Raw genomic sequence first — 12274 nt, forward strand, 5'->3', positions numbered from 1 at the left:
CTAGCACTCACCAGCGCCACACCCGCAGTCAAATAGGACCGCGAAGCAACGTGCATGGTTTCTCCTCCAGTGTCGGTGAACTCGGGCCGCCGAAACTTACTGACAAGTAGGTTCGCCTGTCAGCCGTTTTCGAAAGCTTGGCAAACCACGGCTGACCGGCTATCCGCGTCCGGCAAAGTCCGGTTGACCAGCAGCTTCAGCGGCAATGAGGCTCCGAATTTCTGCCTACGCGCGACCACCGCCGTCCGCCCGAGATATCTCGACCGCGCTTCCTGGCAATTTGCTGAAACTGTAAGTTGGCTTAGGTTACCGAACCGTAGGGTCGCGCTTTTCGACGGTTGGCGTTAGCGAGCGACTTTCCTGGCTCCGCCGCGGCGGTGGGGTTGCGCCCCGCCGACGGATCCGCCGCAGCCCGTGCCCGTAGCTACCGCAACGCGGCCTCTAGCAAATACTTGACAGAGCTGGTCAATTTGTAAAGTCGACGGAATCCGTAGCCCTCGAAAACTTTTCTGGAGAAAAGTGTCAGCGCGACGGGTGCATGCCGCTCTTACCTGTGACCGCCACCCAACCGGGGTGGCCGCACAGACAGAGACAGCCATGACCACCTTCCAGACCGATCCGACACCCAGACCGTCGCCGCAGGTTGGTCGTCCAGCCCGCTGGGCGGCCCCGACCACGATTTCCTCCTCGACGATCCCGCTGAGCTGACACCGGTCGCGGACACCGACTCCACCCGGTCGGTGTCCCGGCACGCGCTCATCGCCGCTGCCCTGGCGTTCGGCATCGGCGGCGGCGCCGCATTGGGCCTGATGGTCACCGACTTCGGCCCGGGTGACCCGACCCCGGTCACCGAGTCGCCGCGGCCGGCGGTGCTGATCACTCCCGAGGTTCCCGCGATGACGCTCGCGCCTGCTCCGACGGTTCCTCCGGTTGACGTCGCGGCACCGTCGGTCCTGCCGTCCGCACCGGCGCGGAGCACCGTCGTCGCGGTGCCGACGCCGCAGGCACCGGCTCCTCAGGCGCCCGCCGATGACGTCGCGCCGCCCCCGGCGGACGACGCGCCGGCACCCCAACCGGAAGACCCGGCCCCGCAGCCGCCGGTGTTCGATGATCTGCCCTTCGAACTGCCCACGCCGCCGATTCCCGAACCGCCGGTGTTCGATCCGGATCTGCCGCTGGCACCGGCTCCGGTGCCGAACCCTGATCCGTTCCCGCTGCCGGATCTCGACCTCACCGCCAAGCCATAACACGACGCGTGGAAAGACGTCATGACCGCAATATTCGACCCGGACATCCTCGGCCCGGCCGACAGCGATGCGGAGCTGACCCGAGCGGCCGTCTCCGGCGACAAGCGAGCGTTCGCCATGATCTATGACCGTTACTCGAACCGGCTCTACGACTTCTGCGTCGGCATGCTCGGCGACCGCGACGGCGCGGCCGACTGTGTGCAGGATGTGTTCTGCACCGCGGCAACGCAATTGCCGCGGTTGCGCGATCCCGACAAGTTGCGGCCGTGGCTGTATTCCATCGCCCGCAACGAGGCGTTGCGGCGGATCCGCGACCAGCGCCGCGAGACGCCCACCGATGATCTGCCCGATACGGCGTCGGGCGATGCGGGACCCGAGGCGTTGGCCGCGCGGCTGGAGTTGGCCGACCTGATCGCCGACGCGGCCGGGGGGCTGTCCGACCGCGACCGGTCCGTTCTCGAACTGGCTTTCCGGCACGGCCTGAGCGGCCCGGACCTGGCCGCCGTCCTCGGGGTCACGCCGGCGACCGCCAACACGATCGTGCACCGGCTGCGCCAGAACATCGAGCGCTCCCTCGGCGCGCTGCTGGTGTCGCGGCGGGTCCGGGCCGACGGCGGCTGCGCCGAGCTCCGCGCGATCCTCGACGGCTGGGACGGAACTTTCAATGTGCTGATGCGCAAACGGATCTCGCGGCACATCGAATCCTGCGCGACGTGTGATGAGCAGCGGCGGCGCCTCGCCAGCCCCGCTGCGTTGCTGGGCGCCGCCCCGGTGTTCATCCCGGCGCCGGCGTGGCTGCGTGACCAGACCCTGCGCGAGGTCCAACTGACCTCGTCGACTGCGACGGTTCACCCGATAACTGCCCGCGCCGACGAGGGCCGAAGCTCGGTGCTGCCGGTCGCGGTGTTCGTCATCGCGCTGATCGCCGCGCTCGGCACCGTCGCGCTCTGGGCGACCTCGCCGACGACGACCGTGCCGGCACCGATCGAGGCGGGCCAGACGATGGCCCCGCCCGCCCCGGTGCACGTGGTTCCGGCGCCGGTAACGCCGGGTGTCACCGCTGCCCCGGTGACACCCGGGCAGGGGGCAACGGTTGCGCCGCCTGCGGTCACGGAGCTGACCACGGCACCCGTCGCGCCGTCGTCGCCGTCGGTGACCGCGCCGCCTCCGGTCACCTCGCCGGCGCCGCCACCGTCCTGGCTCCCGCTGCCGGACCCGCCGCGGTGGCCGCAGTTTCCGCAGTGGCCGGATGGGTCCGGCCCTGATCCCGGCGATCCAAGCGATCCCCGCGGTACGTTCACCGGCCCGTCGGACCTCGGCAGCCTCCCTCCCGCGGACCCGCCGCCCGTCGGCTGACATCAACCAACAACCGAAAGGACCTGTGTGATGAACGAATTCATCTTGGAACTGCTTCTGCTGCTGCCCGCCCTGTGCCTGTTCGCCGTGAGGATCGCGATGCACATCGGGCGGGATGCACAGGAAATCGCTTCGATCATGGAGGAGGCGGCGCCCTCGGAGGAGAAATACACTTCGGTGTGGCACGACCCGGGCACCGGCTCCGCGCATGGCGACACCTACTTCCTCACCGACAATCGCGTCGCGCCGGACTGACGGCGGTCGGGCGATGTCAGAACAGCAAACGTGCCGAATACGCGCACACCCGGCGCCTACTGCGTACTCTGTGGTACGGCGATGGGGATCGCAATGACCGCAGTACCGCAGTGGCACGTCGAGGATATGCGCACAACCGATGCCGAACTCGTGCGCGGCAGTATGTCCGGCGATCGGGCGGCCTTCGCCGCCATCTACGACCGCTACGCCGACCGCCTCCACGACTTCTGCGTCGGGATGTTGCGTGACCTCGACGGCGCAGCCGACTGCGTGCAGGAGACGTTCTGCATCGCCGCGACCCGGCTGCCGCAGCTGAGGGACCCGGACAGGCTGCGGCCCTGGCTGTATTCGATCGCCCGCAACGAAGCGTTGCGTCGGCTGCGAGAGCTGCGCCGCGAAACACCGTCCGACGAACTACCCGACCATGAATCCGACGACGCCGATGCCGAGACCCTCTCAGCCCGAACCGAACTCGCCAACCTGATCGCAGAGGCCGCCGGCGGGCTGTCGGATCGCGACCGGGCGGTGCTGGACCTCACCTTCCGGCACGGTCTCGACGGCCCCGAACTCGCCGAGGCACTGGGAGTCAGCCGCGCCAGCGCCAACACGATGGTTTCGCGGTTGCGTCAGACAGTCGAGCGTTCCCTCGGCGCGCTCCTGGTCTCACGCCGCGCGCAGAAGAACAACCAGGGGTGTGCAGAGCTGCGTGGAATCCTGGCGTCGTGGGACGGCCAGTTCACCGTGCTCATGCGCAAACGGATCTCCCGACACATCGAGTCCTGCGCCGTGTGCGACGAGGAACGACGCCGGCTCGTCAGTCCGACCGCCCTGCTGGCGGCGGCGCCGGTGATGATCCCGGCACCCAAGTGGTTGCGCGACAAGACAATGCACGACATCGACCTCGTCAGCCACGACACCGCGATGGCCAACGGCGCCGACCGTTCCACCGACGTGCGCGGGGCCCGCGCGGACCGCAGGCGAATGATGGTGGCGGCGTTGCTGATCGCCGAATTGGCGGCGGCGACCGCGCTGCTGATCGCCTACATCAACTCGTCGGCGACCCCCGTCTCCCCCGCTGAGGTGAGTCAAACCGCGACGCCCGACCCGCCGAGCGCGCCGCCCCCGCTACCGCCGCCTCCGCCGGCACCGCCGCCACGCGATGAGCCGACCCCGCGGTCAGCCCCGCCACCGCAGCCGCCTCCGTCGATCGTCGTCGTTCCGCCGCCGGTCCCCGAGGCGGATGTGCCGCCGGCCGAAGAGCCGCCCGCCACGCCGGCGGCTCCCTCCACCAAGCCGCCGATGTCGTTCAGCCCGACGGCGGTGGTGACCCCGGCGCCGCCACCGGATTCCGACGGCGGCGGCAACCGGCGCTCGAGCCGGGCCGGCGCTCCGTAAATCGATTCGCGAAAAAGTGTCAGCGTAGGGCGGGTTGTCGGCTCTTACCTGTGACAGCGACCAACGCGGCCGCAGGTAATCGACAGGAGCACCATGAACACCGCCCCCACCGTCAAGAAGCTGATCACCGTGACGGCCGTCGCCGCCACGGTCGCGTTGGCCGGAGTCGGCTGCACGGCCGTCACTGCCGGGACCGCCATGCCGGACCGGGACGTCGCCGCGGTGTCGGACACCGCGTGCCGTGACGTCGACGCCCCCAAGGTGGAGATCGCGGCCGCGAATACCGCCGAACCGCAACTGCGCATCCCGCAGCCCGAGGGGTGGACGACAACCACCGATCCCGAAGCGGCGCCGGACATCCGCTTCACCCAGACGTTCGAACTCTCCGAGGACGAGTCGCCGCACGTCGTTGTGGTCGCCGTGTCGGAGGTGGCGAACATCAGCGCCGAGGCGTTGCTGGACAAGGGCAGCGCCGACATCGTGGCGCTGCTCGAGGAGGACGGGCTGTCCCTGGACGGGGCGGTGGAGGACCACACCGTCTGTGGCCTACCCGCCCGGACGCTCTCCTGGGAAGACACCCGAATCAGCGAGGACGCCCCGGCCGGCGACGAGCCCGCTCCCGCCGCCGCCCTCCAGGTGGTGGCGAAGGGCGGCGGCCGGACCTATCACGTCCTGCTCATGATCGGCGGCGAGTACGACAACCCGACCTATCAGCGCGACGCCGAGGCGATCCTGGCCGGGTTCGAGGTGCTGCCGGCCAACTCCAGGATCTGACCGCGATCAGTGGGTGCCTGGGATCAGCCAGCGGCCCGAGAAGGCGCGCCACCCGACGAACACCAGGCGCAGCACCATGAACGTCGACAGCCCCGACCAGATGCCGAGGAGCCCCCAGCCGAACACCAGCGACAGCCAGATCAGCGGCAGGAAGCCCAGCAGGGCGCTCGCCAGCGTCGCGTTGCGCATGAACTTCGCGTCGCCGGCGCCGAGCAGCACCCCGTCGAGCGCGAAAACGATTCCGGCGACCGGCAATTGGGCCACCAGGAACCACCACGGCACGCCGATCGCGTCGAGCACAGACCGGTCGTCGGTGAACACGCTGGGGAACACCGACGCACCGACCGCGAACACCGTCGCCAGCACCATCGACGCCAGCGTCGAGAAGATCGTCACCCGCCACGCGACCGACTTGGCGTGGGTCAACTGGCCGGCGCCCAACGCCGCGCCCACCAGCGACTGCGCGGCGATCGCCAACGAATCCAGCACCAGCGCAAGGAAATTCCACAGCTGCAGCACCACCTGGTGGGCGGCGACGGCAGCGGCGCCGAAGCGGGCGGCGACCGCTCCGGCGGAGACAAAGCAGGCCTGGAACGCCAGCGTGCGCACCACCAGATCGCGGCCCATCACGATCTGCGCACGCAGCACCTCGGGCTGAATCCGCAACGGCGCCCGCTCGATCACCAGCGCGCGCACGAACAACACCGCGGCCAGCCACTGCCCCACCAGGTTCGCGACCGCCGAGCCGACCAGCTCGAGCCGCGGCATCCCCAGCCATCCGTACACCAACAGCGGGCACAGCACCGCCGACACCGCGAACCCGAACACCACGTAGCGCAGCGGACGCACGGTGTCTTGCACCCCGCGCATCCACCCGTTGCCCGCCGCCGAGACCAGAATCGCCGGCACGCCCAGGACCGCGACCCGCACCCACGGCAGTGCCTCGTCGGCGATGTCTCCGCCGGCCGCCAGCGCCGACACCAACGGCACCGCCGCTGCCTGCACCGCGGCCACGATCAAGACCCCCAGCCCGAGCGCCAGCCAGGTGGCCTGCACTCCTTCGCCGACCGCGGAGGTGCGGTCCCCGGCGCCGTAGAACCGCGCCGAGCGCGCCGTCGTGCCGTAGGACAGAAAGGTCATCTGCGAGCTGACGGTGCTGAGCACCAGCCCGCCGATCGCCAGGCCGGCCAGCGCGAGCGCGCCGAGGCGCCCGACCACGGCGAGGTCGAACAGCAGATAGATCGGTTCGGCGGCCAGCACGCCGAGGGCGGGCAGCGCGAGCCCGGCGATCCGGCGGCCGGTGACGGGCGGTGCGGCGCTGTCGTGCGGTTCAGCCAAGGCGCCCGCTGACTCCGTCAGCCAAGAGCGGTGCGCAGCGCGGTCACCACGTCGTCGGCGGAGCCGGTGGCCGAGTATCCGGCGGCCAGCCGGTGCCCGCCGCCGCCGAATCCGCTCGCGATCGGCGACAGGTCGAACGACTTCGCCCGCATCGACACCGACCAGTGCCCCGGCTCGATCTCCTTGAACACCGCGGCCACTTCGGCCTGCTGGGTGGTGCGCACGATGTCGACGATGCTCTCGACCTCCTCGGGCCGGGCCTTCGCCCATTCCGGATGATCGACCACCGCGTAGACCAGCCCGCGGCCGTCGACAGCGTCGGGCACCAGGTGCGCCGACGCCAGCACCCGCGACAGCATCGGCAACCAGGCGAACGGGTGGGTGTCGAGCAGCGTGCGGCTGATGGCCGCGTTGTCGACTCCGAGTTCGACCAGCCGCGCCGCGAGCCGGTGCGCGCGCGGCGTGGCCCAGCGGAACGAGCCGGTGTCGGTGGTCAGCCCCGCGTACAGGCAGTGCGCGACGCCGATGTCGATCGGCTTGCCCCACGCGTCGAGGAGGTCGGCCACCAGCATCGTGGTCGAATCGGCCGACGCGTCGACGTAGTTCGCGGTGCCGAACAGCTGGTTCGAGGCGTGGTGGTCGATCACCAGCACCTCGCGCGGCGGTTCGGCGAGCTCGCGCAGGGCGCCCAGCCGGTTCACGCTCGGGATGTCGACGGTGACGACGAGGTCGGCCTCACGCCGCATCTCGGCGGGATCGACGAGCAGGTGCCCGCCGGGTAGCGACTGCAACGACTCGGGCAGCGACGCCGGCGCGGCGAAGCTGACCTGGACGCTCTTGCCGGCCTGATCGAGCACCAACCCGAGCGCCAACCCGGCGCCGATGGTGTCGGCGTCGGGATAGACATGGCAGACGACGCTGACCGAGGCGGCCGACGAGAGCAGGCTCGCAGCACCCTGGGCGTCGACCCGGTCGCCCAGTTCCAGGGCTTCAGTCGTCTTGTCTATCGCGGTCACCGATGTCCTCAGAGTCGTCAAGCCCCCCAGAGCTTTCACCCTCACTGACACGGTACGGGTCCGCATCCCCCGCGTGCTTGGCGCCTGCGCGGACTCTCGCCAAATCCTCATCCGCGGCGCGCGCCCGGGCGAGCAGCTCCTCCATCTTGACGGCGGCGTCGGGCACGGTGTCGCGCTCGAACGCCAACGTCGGGGTGAACCGCACGCCCAGGCTGGCCCCAGCCTTCGACCGGAGCACGCCCTTCGCCTTCTCGAGCGCGGCTGCGGCGCCCTCGTAATCGGGTTCGTCGGACAGCGACGACCCCATCACCGTGTAGTACAGCGTCGCGTCGTGCAGATCGTTGGTGACCTTGGCGTCGGTGATCGTCACACCGGCCAGCCGCGGATCCTTGATCTCGTACTCGATCGCCGACGCCACGATGGTGGAGATGCGCTTGGCCAGCCGCTTCGCCCGTGCGGGGTCAGCCATGTCAGATTGCCTTCTTCACTGCGTTCATCAGGCGGCTAGGTCCGTGCCTTCTCGACCAGCTCGTACGTCTCGATGACGTCGCCTTCCTTGATGTCGGAGTACGTCAGGGTCAGACCGCACTCGTAGCCCTCGCGGACCTCGGTGACGTCGTCCTTCTCCCGACGCAGCGACGACACCGTGAGGTTCTCGGCCACCACGACGTTGTCACGCAGCAACCGCGCCTTGGCGTTGCGCCGCATGATCCCGGACTGCACGAGGCAGCCGGCGATGTTGCCGACCTTCGACGACCGGAAGATCGCCCGGATCTCGGCCCGGCCGAGTTCCTTCTCCTCGTAGATCGGCTTGAGCATGCCCTTGAGCGCCGCTTCGATCTCGTCGATCGCCTGGTAGATGATCGAGTAGTAGCGGATCTCCACACCCTCGCGGTTGGCCAGCTCGGTGGCCTTGCCCTCCGCGCGGACGTTGAAGCCGATGATGATCGCATCCGACGCCGACGCCAGGTTGACGTTGGTCTCGGTGACGCCGCCGACGCCGCGGTCGATGACCCGCAGTTCGACCTCGTCGTCGACCTGGATGCCCAGCAGGGCCTCCTCGAGCGCCTCGACCGTACCGGCGTTGTCGCCCTTGAGGATCAGGTTCAGCTGGCTGGTTTCCTTCAGCGCCGAATCCAGGTCCTCCAGGCTGATCCGCTTGCGGCTGCGGGCGGCCAGCGCGTTGCGCTTGCGCGCGCTGCGCCGGTCGGCGATCTGGCGGGCGATGCGGTCCTCGTCGACGACGAGGAAGTTGTCACCGGCACCGGGCACCGACGTGAAGCCGATGACCTGCACCGGCCGCGACGGCAGCGCCTCCTCGACGTCCTCGCCGTGCTCGTCGACCATGCGGCGGACGCGGCCGTAGGCGTCGCCGGCCACCACCGAGTCGCCGACCCGCAGCGTGCCGCGCTGGATGAGCACGGTCGCCACCGGCCCGCGGCCGCGGTCGAGGTGCGCCTCGATCGCGACACCCTGGGCCTCCATGTCGGGGTTGGCCCGCAGGTCCAGCGACGCGTCGGCGGTCAGCACGACCGCCTCCAGCAGCGCCTCGATGTTGGTGCCCTGCTTGGCGGAGATGTCGACGAACATCGTCTCGCCGCCGTACTCCTCGGGCACCAGGCCGTATTCGGTGAGCTGCCCGCGGATCTTCGACGGGTCGGCGCCTTCCTTGTCGATCTTGTTGACCGCCACCACGATCGGCACGTCGGCAGCCTGCGCGTGGTTGACCGCCTCCACCGTCTGCGGCATCACACCGTCGTCGGCGGCGACCACCAGGATCGCGATGTCGGTGGCCTTCGCGCCGCGGGCACGCATGGCGGTGAACGCCTCGTGACCCGGGGTGTCGATGAAGGTGATCGGGCGCTCGTTGCCGTCGAGGTCGACGGTCACCTGGTAGGCACCGATGTGCTGGGTGATGCCGCCGGCCTCGCCCTCGCGGACGGTGGCGTTGCGGATCGTGTCCAGCAGTCGGGTCTTGCCGTGGTCGACGTGACCCATGACGGTGACCACCGGCGGGCGGAACTCGAGGTCGTCCTCGTCGCCCTCGTCCTCGCCGTAGGTCAGGTCAAACGACTGCAGCAGCTCGCGGTCCTCGTCCTCCGGCGAGACGACCTGAACCTTGTAGTTCATCTCGCTGCCGAGCAGTTCGAGGGTGTCGTCGCCGACGGACTGCGTGGCCGTCACCATCTCACCGAGGTTGAACAGCGCCTGCACCAGCGAGGCGGGGTTCGCGTCGATCTTCTCGGCGAAGTCCGACAGCGATGCGCCGCGGGCCAACCGGATGGTCTCGCCGTTGCCGTGCGGCAACCGCACGCCACCGACGACCGGGGCCTGCATGTTCTCGTATTCGGCCCTTTTCGCGCGCTTCGACTTGCGACCGCGCTTGGGTGCACCGCCGGGACGGCCGAACGCACCCGCGGCACCGCCGCGCTGGCCCGGACGGCCACCGCCGCCGGGACGACCGCGATAGCCGCCGCCACCAGCGGGAGCGCCACCACCGGCGCCGCCGCCGCGGTAGTTACCGCCGCCGCCACCGCCACCGGGACCACCGGGACGGCCGCCGCCGGCACCGGGACCGCGGCCGCCAGGACCGGGACGCGGACCGCCGGGACGCCCCATGGCGCCGGGGCGCGCACCGGGCGGGCGCGGCGGCATGTTGCCGGGTGACGCGCCGCCGGGGCGCGGGGCGCCGGGACGCGGCGCGCCGGGGCGAGGAGCCTGCGGACGGGGCATCGGCCGGTCCACCGGCTGCTGCGACGAGAACGGGTTGTTGCCGACCCTGGGCGCGCGCGGCGCCGGCTTCGGCGCGCTCGGCGACGGGCCGGGCCGCGGGCCTGGTGTCGGTCCGGGACGGGCCGCCGGTGCGGCGGGCGCGGCAGGAGGAGCGGCCGCGGCGGGCGGGGGCGCCGCCGGCGTGGCCTGGGGAGCCGGAGCCGCCGGCTTGGGCGCCGGGGGTGCCGGTTCGGGTGCCTTGGGAGTCGCGGCGGGGGCCTTGGCGGCCGCGGCGGCCGGCGACGGGCCCGCCGGTGCGGCCGGAGCCGGAGCCGACGCGCCGTTACCTGCGGATTTGGCCTTCTCGGGGGCAGCCTTGCCGCCGCCGAACGACTCGCGCAACCGCCGCGCGACCGGGGCCTCCACCGTGGAGGACGCGGATTTGACGAATTCGCCCTGTTCGCTCAGACGAGCGAGAACTTCCTTACTGGTGACACCGAGTTCCTTGGCCAACTCGTGTACACGGGCCTTACCTGCCACTACATCTCCATCTCTAGAGGCGTCAGCGGTGGTAGGCGCCGCGCCTCGGTTTAGCTATGACGCATGGTCATCGGGACTTCACGGTGTGCTCATGTTCTTCGCTACCTGTTCTGTTGCAGTGGGGCCGGGCATGTCCGCACTGTGGTCAGTGCCGACGTACTCGATCACCGCGGATACGTCCGGTGAACCGGTGATGCGCAACGCTCGACCGAATGCTCGCCGCCGGATGGCCGCTTCGAGGCACTGAGGGGTGGGATGCAACCATGCGCCCCGCCCCGGCAGCTTTCCCGCTGGGTCAACGGTCACGGCCCTGAGAGGATTCCCAGCTCCGTCGACGTTGTCGACAGCGACTACCCGAAGCAATTCGACGGCCAGCTCTCGTTTCCGACAACCCACGCAGGTCCGCACCGGTCCGACAGGTCCGTCGGGGCTGCGTCGTTGCGCTGAAGCCGAAGTCTCGCGCTGGATCACCGCTGAGTCTACCGTCACCGTCGCTCGTATTTGAAATGGCTGTGCTGGTCGGCGTGGGAAGCGCCGCCGGCGTCGCGCCCGGCGTGGCTCCCCCGCTGCGCTACCGGTCGTGTACCGCGCCGCGCGCGGCCCCGTGACCGGTTCCGCCACGCTCCGCGCCGGTGTCCGCGCCCCCCTCCGCGGGGCTGGCGTCGCTGCGGATGTCGATGCGCCAACCGGTGAGCCGGGCGGCCAGCCGGGCGTTCTGCCCCTCCTTGCCGATCGCCAGCGACAGCTGGAAGTCGGGCACCACCACCCGCGCGGCGCGGGCGGCCTCGTCGATGACCGTCACCGAGACCACCTTCGCCGGCGACAGCGCGTTGGCGACGAACTTGGCCGGGTCGGGGTCGTAGTCGATGATGTCGATCTTCTCCCCTGACAGCTCGCTCATCACGTTGCGCACCCGCTGACCCATCGGGCCGATGCAGGCGCCCTTGGCGTTGAGCCCGGGCACCCGCGAGGTGACCGCGATCTTCGAGCGGTGCCCGGCCTCGCGGGCGACCGCGACGATGTCGACGGAGCCTTCGGCGATCTCGGGCACCTCCAACGAGAACAGCTTGCGCACCAGGTTGGGATGCGTGCGCGACAGTGTGATCAGCGGCTCCCGGGCACCGCGGGTGACGCCGACGACGTAGCAGCGCAACCGGTCGCCGTGTTCGTAACGCTCGCCGGGCACCTGCTCGGCGGCGGGGATGACGCCCTCCGATCCCTTGGTCTCGCTGCCCATCCGGACCACCACGAGACCGCGGGCATTGGCGCGGGCGTCGCGCTGGATCACCCCGCCGACGATGTCGCCTTCGCGGGCCGAGAACTCGCCGTAGGTCTTCTCGTTCTCCGCGTCGCGGAACCGCTGCAACATCACCTGGCGCGCGGTGGTGGCGGCGACGCGACCGAATCCCTCTGGGGTGTCGTCCCACTCGGTGATGACGTTGCCGTCCTCGTCGACCTCGGCGGCCATCACCTTGACCTCGCCGGTCTTGCGGTCGATCTCGATGCGGGCCTCGGCGGTGTGCCCCTCGGTGTGCCGATAGGCGGTCAGCAGCGCCGATTTGATGGTCTCGACGAGTTCGCCGACCGGGATGCCCCGGTCCACCTCGATGGCGTGCAGTGCTGCCATGTCGATGTTCATGC

At 70.2% G+C, this 12274-nt stretch carries 11 protein-coding genes; 5 read left to right on the forward strand and 6 right to left on the reverse strand.

Going from position 1 to position 12274, the window contains the following annotated elements:
• The first annotated feature begins 740 nt into the window (after positions 1-740).
• The 5 genes from BLW81_RS23870 (at position 741) to BLW81_RS23890 (ending at position 5027) form a co-directional block, all read left to right on the forward strand.
• Positions 741-1247, forward strand: coding sequence for a hypothetical protein (locus BLW81_RS23870; RefSeq protein WP_083409331.1), 507 nt, complete (start codon positions 741-743; stop codon positions 1245-1247).
• Between the two features lie 21 nt (positions 1248-1268).
• Positions 1269-2603, forward strand: a complete 1335-nt coding sequence (locus tag BLW81_RS30060) for an RNA polymerase sigma factor (protein WP_235632077.1) — start codon at positions 1269-1271, stop codon at positions 2601-2603.
• Positions 2604-2633: 30 nt separating this feature from the next.
• On the forward strand, positions 2634-2858 hold the full coding sequence (locus BLW81_RS23880; RefSeq protein WP_083409332.1) for a hypothetical protein: 225 nt from the start codon (positions 2634-2636) through the stop codon (positions 2856-2858).
• Between the two features lie 93 nt (positions 2859-2951).
• Positions 2952-4253: an RNA polymerase sigma factor gene (locus tag BLW81_RS30180; RefSeq protein WP_197680338.1), complete on the forward strand. Its 1302-nt coding sequence runs from the start codon at positions 2952-2954 to the stop codon at positions 4251-4253.
• A 93-nt stretch (positions 4254-4346) separates the two neighbouring features.
• The gene (locus BLW81_RS23890; RefSeq protein WP_083409333.1) at positions 4347-5027 is read left to right on the forward strand and encodes an LpqN/LpqT family lipoprotein; all 681 of its coding nucleotides are present in this window, start codon (positions 4347-4349) and stop codon (positions 5025-5027) included.
• 6 nt (positions 5028-5033) lie between these two features.
• On the opposite strand, the gene BLW81_RS23895 is transcribed toward BLW81_RS23890, so the two are convergent.
• The 6 genes from BLW81_RS23895 to nusA form a co-directional block, all read right to left on the reverse strand.
• Entirely contained in the window at positions 5034-6365 is a 1332-nt protein-coding gene (locus BLW81_RS23895; RefSeq protein ID WP_157897819.1) for an MATE family efflux transporter, read from the reverse strand.
• A 17-nt stretch (positions 6366-6382) separates the two neighbouring features.
• The gene (locus BLW81_RS23900; RefSeq protein WP_083409334.1) at positions 6383-7381 is read right to left on the reverse strand and encodes a DHH family phosphoesterase; all 999 of its coding nucleotides are present in this window, start codon (positions 7379-7381) and stop codon (positions 6383-6385) included.
• Complete coding sequence (gene rbfA / locus BLW81_RS23905; RefSeq protein WP_083409335.1) at positions 7356-7850, reverse strand: 30S ribosome-binding factor RbfA; 495 nt, start codon at positions 7848-7850, stop codon at positions 7356-7358. The genes BLW81_RS23900 and rbfA overlap by 26 nt, the downstream gene beginning before the upstream one ends.
• A 35-nt stretch (positions 7851-7885) precedes the next feature.
• Complete coding sequence (gene infB / locus BLW81_RS23910) at positions 7886-10633, reverse strand: translation initiation factor IF-2 (RefSeq protein ID WP_083409336.1); 2748 nt, start codon at positions 10631-10633, stop codon at positions 7886-7888.
• Positions 10634-10711: 78 nt separating this feature from the next.
• Positions 10712-11254: a YlxR family protein gene (locus BLW81_RS23915; RefSeq protein WP_407662285.1), complete on the reverse strand. Its 543-nt coding sequence runs from the start codon at positions 11252-11254 to the stop codon at positions 10712-10714.
• On the reverse strand, positions 11205-12272 hold the full coding sequence (nusA, locus tag BLW81_RS23920; protein WP_083409338.1) for a transcription termination factor NusA: 1068 nt from the start codon (positions 12270-12272) through the stop codon (positions 11205-11207). The genes BLW81_RS23915 and nusA overlap by 50 nt, the downstream gene beginning before the upstream one ends.
• Between the last annotated feature and the right edge of the window lie 2 nt (positions 12273-12274).

This window comes from Mycolicibacterium rutilum, assembly GCF_900108565.1.
Taxonomy (GTDB): domain Bacteria; phylum Actinomycetota; class Actinomycetes; order Mycobacteriales; family Mycobacteriaceae; genus Mycobacterium; species Mycobacterium rutilum.